This window comes from Anabaena sp. WFMT (assembly GCF_051781005.1).
Taxonomy (GTDB): domain Bacteria; phylum Cyanobacteriota; class Cyanobacteriia; order Cyanobacteriales; family Nostocaceae; genus Anabaena.
In genome coordinates this window covers 142,181-158,435 of record NZ_JBPWOA010000005.1, presented here as the reverse complement: position 1 = coordinate 158,435, position 16,255 = coordinate 142,181, and the positions used below count along the sequence as shown (strand labels likewise).

Annotated in this window: 11 protein-coding genes; 5 read left to right on the top strand and 6 right to left on the bottom strand. The window is 36.7% G+C overall.

Annotated elements, in window-relative coordinates:
- Positions 1-31: 31 nt before the first annotated feature.
- From ACSQ6I_RS04615 to ACSQ6I_RS04605, 3 genes are all read right to left on the bottom strand, one after another.
- Positions 32-403: a VOC family protein gene (locus ACSQ6I_RS04615; protein WP_438889166.1), complete on the bottom strand. Its 372-nt coding sequence runs from the start codon at positions 401-403 to the stop codon at positions 32-34.
- Positions 404-604: 201 nt separating this feature from the next.
- Positions 605-1,339 (bottom strand): Uma2 family endonuclease, encoded by a 735-nt coding sequence (locus tag ACSQ6I_RS04610; RefSeq protein WP_438889164.1) that lies wholly within the window; start codon positions 1,337-1,339, stop codon positions 605-607.
- Between the two features lie 81 nt (positions 1,340-1,420).
- Positions 1,421-2,227, bottom strand: a complete 807-nt coding sequence (locus tag ACSQ6I_RS04605; RefSeq protein WP_438889162.1) for an ADP-ribosylglycohydrolase family protein — start codon at positions 2,225-2,227, stop codon at positions 1,421-1,423.
- A 738-nt stretch (positions 2,228-2,965) separates the two neighbouring features.
- Here ACSQ6I_RS04605 and ACSQ6I_RS04600 point away from each other — a divergent pair.
- Positions 2,966-4,048, top strand: coding sequence for a class I fructose-bisphosphate aldolase (locus ACSQ6I_RS04600; protein WP_438889160.1), 1,083 nt, complete (start codon positions 2,966-2,968; stop codon positions 4,046-4,048).
- Between the two features lie 167 nt (positions 4,049-4,215).
- Here ACSQ6I_RS04600 and ACSQ6I_RS04595 read toward each other — a convergent pair whose 3' ends face one another.
- Together ACSQ6I_RS04595 and ACSQ6I_RS04590 are read right to left on the bottom strand one after the other, a co-directional pair.
- Positions 4,216-5,211, bottom strand: coding sequence for a serine/threonine protein kinase (locus tag ACSQ6I_RS04595; RefSeq protein WP_438889158.1), 996 nt, complete (start codon positions 5,209-5,211; stop codon positions 4,216-4,218).
- A 177-nt stretch (positions 5,212-5,388) separates the two neighbouring features.
- The gene (locus ACSQ6I_RS04590; protein WP_438889157.1) at positions 5,389-6,276 is read right to left on the bottom strand and encodes an alpha/beta fold hydrolase; all 888 of its coding nucleotides are present in this window, start codon (positions 6,274-6,276) and stop codon (positions 5,389-5,391) included.
- A 193-nt stretch (positions 6,277-6,469) separates the two neighbouring features.
- Between ACSQ6I_RS04590 and ACSQ6I_RS04585 the strand changes: the two genes are divergently transcribed.
- Positions 6,470-7,987, top strand: a complete 1,518-nt coding sequence (locus ACSQ6I_RS04585) for an S-layer homology domain-containing protein (protein WP_438889156.1) — start codon at positions 6,470-6,472, stop codon at positions 7,985-7,987.
- 24 nt (positions 7,988-8,011) lie between these two features.
- On the opposite strand, the gene ACSQ6I_RS04580 is transcribed toward ACSQ6I_RS04585, so the two are convergent.
- Entirely contained in the window at positions 8,012-9,019 is a 1,008-nt protein-coding gene (locus ACSQ6I_RS04580; protein ID WP_438889155.1) for a mechanosensitive ion channel family protein, read from the bottom strand.
- Positions 9,020-9,536: 517 nt separating this feature from the next.
- Here ACSQ6I_RS04580 and ACSQ6I_RS04575 point away from each other — a divergent pair.
- From ACSQ6I_RS04575 to ACSQ6I_RS04565, 3 genes are all read left to right on the top strand, one after another.
- On the top strand, positions 9,537-10,454 hold the full coding sequence (locus tag ACSQ6I_RS04575; protein WP_438889154.1) for a histone deacetylase family protein: 918 nt from the start codon (positions 9,537-9,539) through the stop codon (positions 10,452-10,454).
- Positions 10,455-10,568: 114 nt separating this feature from the next.
- Complete coding sequence (locus ACSQ6I_RS04570; protein WP_438889153.1) at positions 10,569-14,891, top strand: AAA domain-containing protein; 4,323 nt, start codon at positions 10,569-10,571, stop codon at positions 14,889-14,891.
- A 427-nt stretch (positions 14,892-15,318) separates the two neighbouring features.
- Entirely contained in the window at positions 15,319-16,197 is an 879-nt protein-coding gene (locus ACSQ6I_RS04565) for a bile acid:sodium symporter family protein (RefSeq protein WP_438889152.1), read from the top strand.
- The last annotated feature ends 58 nt before the right edge of the window (positions 16,198-16,255 follow it).

The window sequence follows — 16,255 nt, the reverse complement described above, 5'->3', positions numbered from 1 at the left end:
GGGGAACTGGGAACTGATAATTTTTTCTCAGTTACCGATGATGAGATTGATGTAAAATTAAGCGGTTGCCGTCTGGGTCGTAGGCATAAACTTCTTGACCGTGGGAAGCGCTGGAAATGTCTCCTGGAGGGGGATAGCCTAAAGATTGTAGGTGAGTTATAGCATTTTTTAAATTACTCACTTCTAAACACAAACTGAGCGGACTTTTAGTATTTACGGCAAATTCTACTTCATTATCTTTTTTGGGTTTAAAAATACCTAAGCTGGAGTTTGAGATTTGAAACTCAGCATAAACATTGGGAATGAGGTTTTTTGGTTCTTGTTCTAGTAGCTGAATATAAAAATTCACCAAATCATCAAAATTTATCGTGGCAATGGTGATGGATATATCATTATATTGCATATTTATTTTTAGGGACATCCAAACGTAAGAATTCAGGAGTCAGAATCATATATAATATCATGTCTGCCTAATCACTTACGATAAAATATCTGTGTCATACTGAGCGGAACGTAGTGCAGCGAAGTATCTCGGAGATTCTTCACTTCGTTCAGAATGACACTTTTAATACGTTTTTAGTATATCAGAAAAACCTACTTATTTCTAAATTGTATCTGGATCAATACCTAATTCTCGCAGTTTTGCTGCTAAACGTTCCGATTTTTGTTTTTCTTGTTCAGCAAATTCTTCAGGAGTGAGGATGATTAATCCTTCATTTGTAAAATAGCGCAATTTATTTTCATGAATACCTAAATATAAACTTAACTGCTGACTCCATAACCAACCTTGATTGTTAGATTCTAGAGGTTGATAAGTACCACCAACTAAAATAAAGCCAGCAAATTCTAAATTATTGGGGTCAAACCAAAAATATTCGGGAGTGCGAAAAATATCTTGATAAATTTGTTTTTTTAACCCTTTATCAATTGATACGCTTGCATCTGAAATCAATTCAATAATTATATTAGGATATTTACCATCTTCTTGCCAAACAACCCAACTTTTACGAGGATGGCGTTCTGCATTTTTGACTACAAAAAAATCTGGGCTACGAAAGTCTTCTGATTTAGGCTGACGGGAACTGTAATAAACAGTTAAATTACCAGAAGCGTAAAAATCATTGCGGTTTCCCCACCACAATTCTAAACATTGTAAAAGCAGAATTATCTGGCGTAAATGTGAATCACTTTCTAATGGTGGTTCATTACTTTCTAAGTCCTTAGTCGGAAAAATTACATCTCTTGGGAGTTCAAAATCTAATGGTGGTTCATCACTATATAAGTCTCCAGTCGGAAAAATTACATCTTGTGGGAGTTCAAAATCTTGGGAGATAGACATAGCGCTAAATTTGAGGATAATCTAATTTTAGAGTAGCACGGAGAATTTACAAATTTTTAAATCCGTACTTATCAGTATAACCTATGCGTAATATTGAGACATAAACTTATCAGTAATAGTCCAGAGATGATCATCTAATTTAGTGAAAATCCATTCTGCAATATCTTCTGGAACACCACTATAAAATGGTTCGGCAATACTACCTGTAATACAAGCAATAGTGCCACTGTCTCCACCAATAGAAATAGCGTTACGAATTGCATCTTCAAAATCAGTTGATTCTAAAAAAGCAATAATTGCTTGAGGAACAGAACCTTGACAGGACATATCATATTCATAATTAGGTCTAATTTCGTCTAAGGTTTGCTCTAAGTTATAACCAAAAGTATTTTGGATATAGGATTTGATGATCGTTTTATCATGGCCAGTACGGGCTAAAAAGATAGATGCGGCTGTTGCTTGTGCGCCTTTAATACCTTCAGGGTGGTCATGAGTAACTTCTGCACAATGTTTTGCTTCTTCTAAGACAATATCTAGGTTATCAAATGCAGATGCTATTGGACTAACGCGCATAGCTGAACCATTACCCCAACTGTTGTACGGTTCGGTACTACCGGAATCTGCCCATTTCATAAAGTGATTACCGTAATTCGCATGGGGATATTCGCCGTAATAAGATTTGAATTGCTGAATATATTGGAATTTATCAATATACTTAGTTTTGTCAGGGAATTCGTCTGCGTTGAGAATAACTTCTGCCACTGCCAGGGTTAATACTGTATCATCGGTGAAATGACATCTATCATCGAAAAGGGGAAAGTCCTTAGTTTTGATATTGTTAAACTCATAGATTGAGCCAATAATATCACCTGCGATCGCACCCAGCATACTTAATCTCCAAGCTGTAAATAATATTTAAGTTAGTTTTTCCAGATTGATAACAGCGTTTCTGGTTCTCTTTCCCCAGAATGCTGACTCTTAACTAGTAAAACATTACCTCCAGACTAATGCACCTGCAAATTCCCTGACTGAATAGGTGCAATATACACTAAATACTTCTCACTCAGGACTAGCTTCACTAATACGTGTAACCGGAATTTCTAGACTAAAAATTACTCTGGCTTGCGTATTTTCTCTTGCACTTCTTTTGGTATTTTATAACGAGTTGTAGCAGGTGACAATACCATAATATCTGTCTGTTTTACAGTAAGGATTCAGGACACAGAATGTTTGATATAGCAGGGAACAGGTAACGGAAGAGAAGAATATTCTTCTTCCTTCTTTCTCCTGACTCCTGACTCCTGAATTCTTACGTTTTACAAGCATTTGACTAGAAAGTAAAACATCAAAATATACCCCTGGGGGTATTTTCTTGAATGGTTTGGGTAAAACTTCTAGAAAATTGCTGCTTTTTTCCTATTAAAAGAATATGGATTAAATATAGATGCAGAGAGGCTTCCCGCAGGTCACTGCAAAGATGCAAAGGAAGAAGGATATATGTCTATGGATAGTAGGCAAAATTATAATTCAATATACCAAATAGTATTAGTGTCTAAGGAATAAATTTTTCTGCTGTACAGGTTAAAAAATAGACTTTGACTACCCATAAAGAATTACCCAAATCCCATGACTACAACTCTCTTAGAAGCTAATTCCATTGAGTCATTGCTGGGGAAGGAAGCTGAAGAACTACTGACGTATAAAGCCAAGGTTTCCTCAGATTTGCTACATTTGCCTGGTGCGGATTTTATAGATAGAGTTTGGCTAAATAGCGATCGCACTCCGCGTGTCTTGAAAAATCTGCAACAAATCTATTCTACAGGAAGATTGGCCAATACAGGCTATCTCTCTATTCTCCCTGTAGACCAAGGAATTGAACACTCTGCCGGGGCTTCATTTGCACCTAATCCTATTTATTTTGACCCAGAAAATATTATCAAGTTAGCAATAGAAGCAGGTTGTAATGCTGTCGCTACCACCGTGGGTGTATTAGGCAATGTTGCCCGTAAATATGCCCACAAAATTCCTTTTATTGCGAAAATAAATCACAATGAATTGTTGACTTATCCCAATCAATCTAACCAAATTATGTTTGCTGATGTTTGGCAAGCTTGGCATTTGGGTGCAACAGCAGTAGGGGCAACAATTTATTTTGGTTCAGAAGAATCTAGTCGCCAAATTCAGGAAATCAGTCATGCTTTTAAAAATGCCCATGAATTGGGTATGGCAACAGTACTTTGGTGTTATCTGAGAAATAACAATTTTAAACAAGATCAAGATTATCACCTAGCTGCTGATTTAACTGGACAAGCAAATCATCTGGGTGTAAGTCTTGAAGCTGATATCATTAAACAAAAATTACCAGAATGCAATAATGGTTATGGGGCAATTGCGAAAGCAACTGGTAACAGTTATGGTAAAACTGATGAGCGAGTTTACACAGAATTAACAACAGATAACCCTATAGATTTAACTCGTTATCAAGTATTAAATTGCTACGCTGGACGAGTAGGATTAATTAATTCTGGTGGTGCTTCTGGTAAAAATGATTTTGCGGAAGCTGTACGAACTGCTGTAATTAATAAACGTGCTGGAGGTACAGGTTTAATTTCTGGAAGGAAGACTTTTCAGCGTCCGTTTGCGGAAGGAGTAAAGCTGTTTCATGCTATTCAAGATGTTTATTTATCCCCTGATGTGACTATAGCTTAAGAGAACTCCACAAAAAAGATTATCCAATCTTGTGGGATGGGCATCCTGCCCGTCCTTTTATTATTAGCAGGCAAGATGCCTGCACCACAAGAAATTTAGAAATATTTTTTTATTTGCAAGTTTCTTCCCCTGTACCAATCACCAATCACCAATCACCAATTACCCAATTAATTATTCTTAGGAAAATTGTCTATTTTCATAGAATTAGCAGCACCACCAGGTTGAGAAACCATTAAATTTGTTCCCATTATAGCTAAAATACCCATAGCGGCTAACCCTAATATAATTATATTTTTTCTCTGATGAATTGCGGCAAATAAATTATCTAATTTTTTACCAGAAGCCAGCACCTGAATTGGTTTGAGTGCTTCTAAAGCATCCGCAGCATTAGGATAACGACGCTTGGAATTAGGTTCTACCATTTTCTTTAACCATAATCCAAAACGCAGACTAATATGGGGAACTAATTTCTGAAAATTAATGCGATATTTATCATCAATTAATTTCCCGATATCCGCAGCACTAGTATTAGTGAGTAAGCAAATTAATGTTGCACCTAAACTATATAAATCTGAGGCTTGGGTTAACACATAACCAAGTTGTTCTTCTGGTGGCATAAAGCCAGGACTACCTGCAACCAAAGTACTTAACTCTGTTTTTCCATCTTGTAAACGTGCTAAACCAAAATCAACTAGATAAACATTTAATTGCTGATCTACTAAAATATTTTCTGGTTTGATATCTCGATGAATTATACCAGGACATTGCTGTTGTAAATAAACTAAAATTTCTAAAATAGACAAAGCAATTTGCTTGATTTCTTCAGGGTGAAAGCAGCGTTTTAATCCTAATGATGGAGCATTTTTATATTCTTGTACTAGGTAAAAAAATCCTGGTTTTGCAAAAGAATCTATATAATGAGGGATGCAGGGATGATTCAATTGTTGCAAAAGTTCAATTTCTTGTTCATAAGCTTTCACTCCAGACCAATCAGCAGTCATATTCGCAAAACAGAATTCTTTAATAACTACTTTTTGTTGAGATTTCAGATTATTGGCTAAATAAGTAATGCGTCCTCCTTGTGGGTTACGTCCTAATTCTCGAATTACTTGATACCCAACTTTAGAAAAATCGGCATCATGATTTACATCAAACTCCATCATACAATACACATAATGTGGATTTTGTCAAGATGCAATTGAAAGAAAGTACCCTGTCCTAGCTGAGTAGGAATTAGGTAATCGGTAATCCTTGACTCTAATTACTAAATACCAATTACCAATTACCAATCCCAGACTTTTTAGCTGTTTTTTACCCTTTTTCTGGGTGTGAGTGCGAAATTATCCCTTTTGCGCTAACCAATCGACAATTTGAGCATTGACAACATCTGGAATTTCATCATGGGGACAATGACCGGCACCAGGAATAGGTACAATTTTAATATCTTTGCCATTTTCTCGCGCCTCTTCGTAAATCTTAGCCCCAGTAATGGGTGTCCAAGGATCATCAGCACCCCAAATTACTAGTAAAGGCAATTTTACCTTAAGCAATAATTCATCGGGCGTAGGCCCAGGTGCTGCTGTGAGGATGGAAGCGAAAACTTGTTGTGCGCCTGGATCACAGGATGGTGTATAAAGTAAATCGACTAGTTCATCTGTGACTGCATTGCGATCGCTATATACTTGATACAATGTCCGGCGAATTTGCGATTTTTGGCGAATGCGGTTAAAGACGAATTTACCAGTCATTTGGTTAGCGACTAACTTATTAAAAGTCCCCATGACAATTCTGAGAACAGGGTTCAATTCGTGGGGACGGTGACTTAATCCACCAGCAGAGTTGATTAACACACCCCCAGAGGCAATTTCAGGATATTCTGCCAGAACAATTAAACTCAAAAGTGCGCCAATGGAATTGCCAATAAATACAGCAGGTTCTTGGATATGTGCAGTCCAGAAATCTTTTAATAGTTCTACCCACACTTCCATGCTATATTCGATAGCCGCTTTATCAGAACCACCAAACCCCAACAAATCCACAGCAAACACCCGATAACCAGCATCAGCTAAAACAGGGATATTTTTGCGCCAGTGACCAATAGAAGCACCAAAACCGTGAATTAGTACCAAAGGCTGACCGCTACCCATCACAGTATATTGAATTTTGTAATCTCGCCAAGTCCAAAGCTGTTTTTCTAATGTTGGTGACTGCTGGATTGATATCGTCATTAGTAAAGATTCCTAAAGTATTATTTCTTTATGGTAATACTCCTAGCATTCTCGACAAAACATTATGGAAAAAGCTATATATGGCGTACACTATCACCTGTAAGTTTCACCTAGATCAAAAAATTAATCAGTTAAGTAAGCTGATTGCCTACTTAACATTCTAGGTGAATTGATACGGTGTGAGACAAATACCATGATTCTAAGTAAATTAACTCATTTTAGGAAAGTAGCTATTGCCGCAGTCTCTATAATAGCGTTGTCGCCAACACATTCTACTTTGGCAGCATCAAATTTATCTGCTACAGTCCCATCAGAGTTTAGTAATTATAATCAGCAGCTTTTAACACAAAAAACTATTAGTGAGGAAGTAGATACAGATAGTACAACAAATATTCCAGGGGAAACTGTAACTACTACTACTTCTGTCAAAAGGGAAAAATCAGGTTTTACTTTGGCTATTTGGCAACCCGGTGGGACAATTTCCGAAGTAATTGCCCGCGTTTCTATTCAGGGTAAGCATGGCAATAAATATTACAAAGAAAGATTTTTAGGTGACTATAAATATAAAATCAAACAAAAGGCCAAGTTTATAAATGGGTTTAAATTGGGCGATCGCATCGTCGTGAGATTGTATGATAACACAAACCGCTTTATTGGCTACACACAATTTGCGTGTTTACCCGGTCACACGGCAATAAATTTGATTTTATCTGCCAACCCAAAAGAATATCAAGTAGTTCGTGTCTTTTATGGCGTTGATGACAATGAAGATAGCATTGTTGACACAAATACCACCACCTACGATTACTTCACCCAAGTTAGTAACCAAAAAGCTACTTTCCTCAAAAGTTCAGAAAATATCAATATTACCCAGTACCAAGCCGCAGGATTTGCCAAAGTTGCCACAACCAGCGTTTATCCTGTATCGTTTACCGAAGGTGAATTTGCTTTAGCAGGTAAATCCATTAACATCGTTGATTCTAACTTAGCCAAAGCCTTAACCGCTGTTCCTGGTAGTTTGGTACAGTTAACTCAACTCAGCAACAACTCCACATATCAACTCAGCCAATTGTTGAGTAAATACCGCCAAGTAGGTGTAGCGAAGAATATTAAAGTATCATTCTCTGATATTTCCAAAGACTACTGGGCTAAAGATTATATCGCCGAATTAGCCGCAATGGAAATTATCGACGGTTTCCCTGATGGTACATTTCGCCCTAACGCACCAGTGACACGCGCCCAATTAGCAGCCCTATTGCAAAAAATCTTTATTAAAAGTAAAGTCAGAAATGCGATCGCATTTAGAGATATACCCAAAGGATATTGGGCTGAAAATGCCATCCGCGAAACCTATGAAATGGGCTTTTTCACCACCCTTGGCAGCAAAAACTTCAACCCCACACAAAAGCTTACCCGCCTAGATATTTTGATAACCTTAGCCAAGGGATTAAATTATCAATTCACCGGTTCTACAAAAAATATCTTATCCATTTATAGCGATGCCTCTAGCATCCAAAGCGAACATCGTAATTTAATAGCCGCAATTACACAAAATGGTGTAGTTGTCAATTATCCGAATAGAAAATTGCTGAATGGGAAAAAAGTAGCCACCAGAGCAGAAGTCTGTGCTTTATTATATAGAGCGATGGTCAGTGCTGGGGAAGTAGCAGACTTTGCCTCAAAATACACTATTCAACCAATCAGGGAATAAAAATAACGACAACAAGAAAACTGTTTAGCTTTGATGCATATAAACATCTCTGATAGGAAAGGGAATTTGAATGCCTTCTAGCTGATAGCGTTTGTGCAACTTCTTTACAAACAGATGTTTACCAATTCTCTGGTCAAAAAATTCACTTACACGCATATAAAGAGTAAAATCAATACTAAAATCATTAAACGTATGAAATCTCATATACGGTTCATTTTGAAGTAATTCCGGTGCAATTTCTTGCATCACTTCTTTAGCAACTTCTACCGTCACCCTTTCGACTAATTCCAAATCGCTATCGTAACTAACACCCACATTAATGGTTAAAGTAATTTCTTTAGCGGGAAGATGATAATTCGTAAAAATGGCCGAAGCTAACTTAGAATTAGGGACAATAATCACATTATTTGAAATTTCCTTAATCGTTGTATTTCGCCATGTAATATCAGTAACATAACCTTGATTGCCATCATCTAACTTCACATAATCTCCAGTTCTTACTTGCTGAGAAATAAGTAAATAAAAACCAGAAAATAAATTTGCCAAAGTATCTTGAAGTGCTAAACCTACCGCCAAACCTCCAATTCCTAACGTCGTAATTATCGGCGTAATTTGAATACCTACGGTTTGCAAAAGGATTAATGTCCCTAAAATTAAAACCGCAATTTTAGCGAGATTAGACAGTAAAGAGGTAGGAACTCCTTCCGCTCTGCGAACTGATAAACTCACAAAACCAGATGTTAATCTAGCTAAGACTAAAGTCACTGAATACAGCAAAATTATGGTGAGTATTTTTTGCAGAACATTAGCAATATCTGGCTTGAGGGGAGAACTGAGAATAGCCCAAGAAAAGCCTGCAATTACAAACCATATAAACGTCATTCTGTGCAGTGATTGAAATATAATTTCACTGCCAGGAATTTGTCTATTAGCAACAAACATTTTCAGTCTTTTGAAAAAAACTTTTTCACCAATTAATCCAGCAAGTAATCCAGCTAGAATAAATCCAAGGGGTATAATCCATTCGATCATAATTGATTGAGAATTGAGAACTTAAAATTAAGATAACAGCAATAGTATAATTATGGTGGCCAAATTTTACCTTGTTACTTTCCAGACAATCTACGAATATACTGTTTCAGCAAAGTAATTTATATTTATAGGACTTACTCATTGACAAAATCTATCAAATATGGATTATGAATTTTATCTTTTGTAGGGTGTGGTTCGGCAAGCTCACCAACCACGTCAGACCCGATAATTTAGCACACAACAGATTGTCTCTATCTGACGCACCAAACTAATATGCGATTCCAAAAGCCTGAAACTAGGCAATTTCCTTTAAATTACTGTATAGTAGTAGACTATTGAAAAAAAGATATGGTACATTATTCCTCGGTAAAAGACTTACATAAAAAGCTATTTTTGTAATTTTTAAGATAAATAAATTATTTTTATATTAATAACAATCTGCCCTCAGACTGATATTTTTCACTTATCTTGACTAAATTGTTTACCTAAAAATATATCGGTGTAACTCACCTTAGTAATGGATTTACCAATTGTTTACCATCTAGATTATATTGCTCCTTTACCCCCAGGGCATCGTTTCCCGATGTCTAAATTCCGGCAACTGCATGAATTGCTGTTAGCTGACAGAGTAGCACATCCAGAACAGTTTCACATTCCTGAACGTCCACAAACAGAATTAATTGAATTAGTTCACACCCCCAATTATGTACAAGCTTACTGTAAGGGAACTTTAGAATCAAAAGCACAACGACGCATTGGTTTACCTTGGAGTCCAGCTTTGGTAAATCGTACCTGTGTGGCTTTAGGTGGGACAATACTAACGGCTCAATTAGCAATAAATCATGGTTTAGCTTGTAATACTGCTGGTGGAACCCATCATGCTTTTCCTGACTATGGATCTGGTTTTTGTATTTTCAACGACTTAGCAGTTGCTTCCCGCGTTATCCAAAAATTAGGGCTTGCTAAAAACATTTTAATTGTCGATTTAGATGTACATCAAGGAGATGGAACAGCCTTTATTTTTCAAAATGACAACAGCGTTTTTACCTTTTCCATGCACTGTGAAGACAACTTCCCTGGGACAAAACAAAAAAGTGATTTAGATATTCCCCTACCATTAGGAATGGAAGATGACGCTTATTTGCAAACCTTAGCGAATTATCTCCCCGATCTATTATCACAAATAAAACCAGATTTAGTATTTTATGATGCTGGAGTTGATACCCACATAGAAGATAAACTAGGTAAACTAGCCCTAACAGACACAGGCATTTTTCGGCGAGAAATGCAAGTTTTAAGTACCTGTGTCAGCGCTGGTTATCCCGTCGCTTGCGTTATTGGTGGTGGTTACGCAGAAGATATGAAATCCCTAGTTTGGAGACACTCATTATTACATCGAGCCGCCAGTCAAACCTATCACCAATTTCATCTTTAACCTCAAAAAAAACAAACTCCTCTCTGCGCCTCTGCGCTACGCCAGTTGCTTTAAGTCGGCAGAGCCGCCCAACACACTGGCTCCTCTGCGTGAAAAAAAAATCCAGGAGCATTCATGCCAACTTTACCAAACAATCAAAAATCAGAAACCTGGGGATACACCTTACTCAATTCAACAATTGATAGTTTAATTCGCAACTTTGAAGGTCAATCAACAGTTGAATTATACCCCGAATTTCGAGAACGACGAGAACGCGCCCATGAATTAATATTTGAATGCGTTGGTAAAAAACCTTGCTTATTTTATATTCGTCGTCAGGGTTCTGGAAAAGACCCAGGAGAAGAAATTTGGGACTTAACAATAGCTACAGATGAAAGTGAATTTGAATTACCAAAAAGACTTAAAGAGCTTAGAAAAACCTTAGGATTTAGAGCAGCAGTCCAAAAAAATGGAGCTAGCGGTTTAAAGATTCTCTCAGCTTATTTACTACAACCTTCACGAGGACAAGGTGATGGTTATGCTTTACCTTTACGCTTACAATTAGTTCCTAATCATCATCATCCCTCCGCTATTCCACCAAAGGTATTAGCACAAATAGCAACCATGCCAGTTTGTGGTCATCATGTACCCACAGAAGAACAACTACAAGCATGGAAAGCATTTCTAAAAGTTGAAGAACGCATCGCTAAAGCACGGCAATTTTGTGTAGTTTTTATTAATTATCAATACAGTAATAATAAAAAACAAATCGCGTTTGAGATGAATCTCAACTCAGCCACTCTTGACGGTTCCGAAGAAAATTATTTAGATGTAGAAAATTTTTGGGAACGAGTGAAACAGGCGAAAAACCAAGACATCAAATTTTCTGACACCGTTCCTAGCGAAAGAAATCGTCGCAGTAGTCGTCAATTAGGAACCATTGAAAAAATTGACCAAAAATATAATATTATTCACATTAGATTAGAACGCGACTTGGTTGAATATATAGCAGCAGGTAATTATCAACTCCCTGGAACTGGATATTTATTTTTTGATGCTGCCGGTGATATAAAACAAATTGAACGCAAAGAAAAAGCCTTAGAACAATTAAGACAAGGACGCACCCAAAATCCCTATTTAGGTAACTTCTTATTTGATGCTTCTCAAGCCAGATCCATTAAAAAAACTGTCAAACTTAAAGCACAAGATTTATTGTTGTCTGCTGCAAATCCAGGTCAGAAAGCATCTGTAGAAAAGGTACTAGCCGCAGATGATTTAGTTTTAATTCAAGGACCACCAGGTACAGGTAAAACTACCGTAATTGCTGAAATTTGCTATCAAGTAGCCCTGCGGGGTGGACGCACATTAATTACTTCTCAGGCTAATTTAGCAGTTGATAATGCTTTAAGCAGGTTAGTTCATAACCCTGTAATTCGGGCTGTACGCAAGGGAAGAGCCGAAAAAGTTGGAGAAGAAGGACAGCCATTTTTAGAAGATCAAGTAATTGGCAGATGGCTAGAACATACCGCTACTGACTGTGAAAATAATCTCGCTCAACGTCAGGAAAACATCAAAATATTTACTCAATTATTAGCATCATCACCACGTTTTACAGCTTATCTTCAATCTGAGGAAGAATTTAATCAAAAACAAAACGAATCAAAAGTAGAAAAAGAGAATCTAAAGGAAATCTGTCAAATTCAAGAAATAGCTTACAATGAAATCTTAGCAAATCAAAATACAATTGAATCCCTAAAAATTGGATTAAAAAATCTACTAAAAACCTTACCAATAAACTGGGATTCAGCAGAAGTTAAAGATTTTTTACCCTGTCTGCAACCATATACAAAAGATCATACTCAAGTAGAAAGTTTCCGGGAAAATGTTCGTCAAGCTATTAAGTATGTAGATGAACTTGGCTTTGTTCGTCCTGCGCGTGGAGCATTTGGGTTAGCAGCTTGGTTACGTGAAACAGTAGCAACTGAAATTGATGAATTAAAAAAAATATTTAGTTATGCTCATGATGTGATTGTAGCCATGTCAGAATTAACCACATTAGTAGAGGCTTTCAAAAAAGATTCTACATATTTGCATCAATTACAAACAGAGTATCAGCAATTTCTAAATAAGGATAAAAGTCTACAGCCAACAATTCAACTATGGGAAAATCGCAAGCGAGAAATTGATTATATTATCGAAGCAGTTATAGAATGGAAATCTACAGCTTATAACAATCTGTATCAAGTTGTGAAAAATTGTCAGCAATCAGACTTACCATTAACAGATAATATGGTAGATTTACCACTAGGTTTATTAATGTTTGCTAATAATTTAAAATTACCAATTGTCCCCAAAAATTATAAAATTGGCTTACCTGATTGGAAGCTATTAACAAAAGCAATATCGTATGAAATTCAAGGTAACTTCACTGATAGACGAGGTAAACAGCATAGTTTTAGTTATTTCTTACAGGAAAATTTTAGTCAAATTCCTCTAGTTTTATCAAAAAGCGATCGCACTCAATGGCAGGTAACATATCAAGAATTAAATGATTATCAACTCCTTACCTCTAAACAGCGTAAATCGTTGGTTGAAAATACCCAATCTTTTTTAACTAAACTGCAAAGAACATATGGCGCAGCTTATGAATTAGATAATATCCATTCTACTCTTACCCAAATTACACAAGAACTACTGGATATAATTCTGGCAAATTCTCGTCAATGTGTTGCAAAAGTTAAAACTGAAGCTGAACAACAACTTAATATTTTACAAAAACAACAAAACCAATTAAATGAACTGCCAAATAATGGTATTACCCAAGAACAAATATTTGCGACTCAATCTCAAGTAGAAAAAGCTAGTCAAGATGCTAATTTACAACTTGCAAGAGTTGTAAATATGTTGGAAGAACTTAACAGAAATCCCAATATACCTGCTAAATTGCGTAATCTAACCGAAAAATATCTCGCTAAACAATCAAACATTTGGGAACAGCATCAAGAATTTTCCAAGCAAGTCAAAATTTGGGAAAGTAACATAATTAAACTTGAACCCTTGATTTCATCATTAGAACCAATTGCTATTTTAGAGATGATTCAAGATTCATTACATGAGGAATTAATCAAGCTCAAAAAAGAAACAAAAACGGCTCAAAAGAAACTTGATAAATCACAAATCAAGCTAAATGAACTAGAACAGCAATTGCAATTACAGATACCAGATTCTTTAATTATAGAGCGAAATTGGTGGCAAATAACATGGCAAGAAATACCTGATAAATTTAAGGTTAAAAATACCGAAAGTGATTTATTCAATCTAGAATTTTTAAACTTAATCAAAGACAAGTTTGATATTTGGCAACAACAATTGCAAAATGAAGAAAATTATCTGCAAAGATATCAAAATTTTGTCCAAGATTGGATTAATAAACTACGTCAACCATCAGAACGCGATAGTAACGATTTGAGACGAATTTATTTAGATAATGCTAACGTCGTTGGTATCACCTGTGTTCAAGCTGCAAATTATAATTTTTCTGAAGAATTTCAATCTTTTGATGTTGTCATTATTGATGAAGTTAGTAAATGTACTCCCCCAGAGTTATTAATTCCCGCTTTGAAGGGTAAAAAATTAGTCATGGTTGGAGATCATCGACAATTACCACCCATGCTTGATACTAGCACTGTTGAAGAAGTTGCCCAAAAAATTGGCAATACTAGAGAAGAATTACAATTTTTAGAAGAATCATTATTTAAAAGTCAGTTTGAAACTGCTGATAATAGCATCAAACAAATGCTAAATACCCAATATCGAATGCACCCGAATATCATGGGAGCAATTAATCAATTTTATGATGGTAAATTAGAATGTGGGATTTTAGAACCTGACAGCAAACGCGCTCATCATCTAGCAGGGGAAATAATTAAACCAGAACATCATTTGATTTGGGTGAAAATGCCTAGAGAACAGGAATTTCAAGAAGAACGTTTGGGAACTTCGTTTTTTAATATCCGAGAAATTGATGTCATAGAAAATATCTGTCATCAATTTGAAAATGCGTGGAGTTCTAAAGTTGCTAATGGTGAACCCAAAAAAGAAATAGCCGTAATTACATTTTATGGTTCTCAACTTAGAAAAATTGATGAACGGCTACAATCTGAACTTTTCCCTTCACTGCAAATTAGAACAGGTACAGTTGACAGATTTCAAGGAATGGAAAGACCAGTTGTAATTGTGAGTATGGTGCGTAATAATCATCAAGGAGATGTGGGATTTGCTAAAAAACCAGAACGGGTGAATGTGGCATTTTCCCGCGCTCAAGAATTATTGGTAATTGTTGGTTGTCACGATTTATTTACCAGTAAATCAGGGACAGTTGGTGGTATGTATTCGGAAGTGGCAAATATTGTCAGTCGTCATGGAGGTTTTATTGATGTTTCTCGTCTCTTCAGTTAGAGGATATTTGAAAAATTTTGGACGAATATACAGCAGAATTCAGGAGTCAGAAGAGTTTTGAGTACCAATTGATTGACTCTCCTTCTTACTCATTACTCGTTACTCATCGCTCTGTACTGTTTTGGTGTCTAGGTTTCAATTTTGATTCTGTACCGTATGGCTACGCCACGCAAGCTATCGGCTGACGCTCACGGCGAAGCCTCATTGATCTGCAATCTGCTGTAATTCACAAGAGCAAGTAATATTACAATCAATAACTGGAATTTTAACGATACAGCGGTTATCAGTTTAGTGAGGTGCAAAAACCCCACCCCCAACCCCCTCCCCGCAAGCGATGAGGGGGCTATGATGTAGCTCATATGATGAGGAAACGCTATAACACGGTAGAATTCAGAGGTAATTTTATTATTACCAAGGCAGGTTAAGGATGGAAGCAAATTTTCTAACAGATGTTTTTCTGCCCCTAGCTCTATTTATTATCATGCTAGGCATGGGGTTAAGCTTGACTCTAGAGGACTTCAAACGAGTTGTAATCTATCCTAAAGCGGTGGTGATTGGCTTGGTGGCGCAGTTGTTGGTGTTGCCGATTGTGGGCTTTGGAATTGCCTCGGTGTTTCCCCTTGATCCACAATTAGCGGTAGGTGTGATGATTTTAGCAGCCTGTCCCGGTGGAGCTACTTCTAATATGATTACGTTTTTAGGTGGGGGTGATGTTGCTCTTTCTGTGACGCTAACAGCTATTAGTAGTTTAATTACGGTTTTTACGATTCCTTTGGTCATAAATTTTTCAATGCAGACATTTTTGGGGGAAGGAACAACGCTACAGTTACCTTTTTTAAGTACTATTTTGCAGATTGCGGTGATTACACTTTTACCTATAGCAATTGGGATGATAGCGAATCGGTATGCACCTGGACTCTCAGACAAGGCAGATAAACCTGTGAAGTGGGTGTCTTTATTTTTCTTGGGGGTGGTAATTACTGGAGTGCTGCTGCGAGAACGGAATAACTTTATTTCTTATGTAATAGATGTGGGCTGGGCAACTCTGGTTTTGAATATCGTAACAATGGCTTTAGGTTTTGCGATCGCTACCTTCACCCAATTAGGAGAAAAACGCACTACGGCAATTACAATAGAAGTAGGAATCCAAAACGGGACTCTGGCGATCGCGATCGCTTCTACGCCTACGCTGCTGAATACTCCCACAATGGCCATTCCTGGGGCAATTTATAGTCTACTAATGTTTGTAACTGGTGCTGGATTCGCTTGGTATGCTCATCGTCGCCAAGGCTTGTTGAAAGCATAAAAGTAGTTTACTTTATGGGTTACAATTATTTGTACAAATTAAATTATCTAATCTTATT

Bases quoted from the DNA above. Each gene is read 5' to 3' on its own strand.
- ACSQ6I_RS04615 (WP_438889166.1), bottom strand. From the start codon at position 403: ATGCAATATAATGATATATCCATCACCATTGCCACGATAAATTTTGAT.
- ACSQ6I_RS04605 (WP_438889162.1), bottom strand. From the start codon at position 2,227: ATGCTGGGTGCGATCGCAGGTGATATTATTGGCTCAATCTATGAGTTT.
- ACSQ6I_RS04580 (WP_438889155.1), bottom strand. From the start codon at position 9,019: ATGATCGAATGGATTATACCCCTTGGATTTATTCTAGCTGGATTACTT.
- ACSQ6I_RS04595 (WP_438889158.1), bottom strand. From the start codon at position 5,211: ATGATGGAGTTTGATGTAAATCATGATGCCGATTTTTCTAAAGTTGGG.
- ACSQ6I_RS04565 (WP_438889152.1), top strand. From the start codon at position 15,319: ATGGAAGCAAATTTTCTAACAGATGTTTTTCTGCCCCTAGCTCTATTT.
- ACSQ6I_RS04600 (WP_438889160.1), top strand. From the start codon at position 2,966: ATGACTACAACTCTCTTAGAAGCTAATTCCATTGAGTCATTGCTGGGG.
- ACSQ6I_RS04590 (WP_438889157.1), bottom strand. From the start codon at position 6,276: ATGACGATATCAATCCAGCAGTCACCAACATTAGAAAAACAGCTTTGG.
- ACSQ6I_RS04575 (WP_438889154.1), top strand. From the start codon at position 9,537: ATGGATTTACCAATTGTTTACCATCTAGATTATATTGCTCCTTTACCC.
- ACSQ6I_RS04610 (WP_438889164.1), bottom strand. From the start codon at position 1,339: ATGTCTATCTCCCAAGATTTTGAACTCCCACAAGATGTAATTTTTCCG.
- ACSQ6I_RS04585 (WP_438889156.1), top strand. From the start codon at position 6,470: ATGATTCTAAGTAAATTAACTCATTTTAGGAAAGTAGCTATTGCCGCA.
- ACSQ6I_RS04570 (WP_438889153.1), top strand. From the start codon at position 10,569: ATGCCAACTTTACCAAACAATCAAAAATCAGAAACCTGGGGATACACC.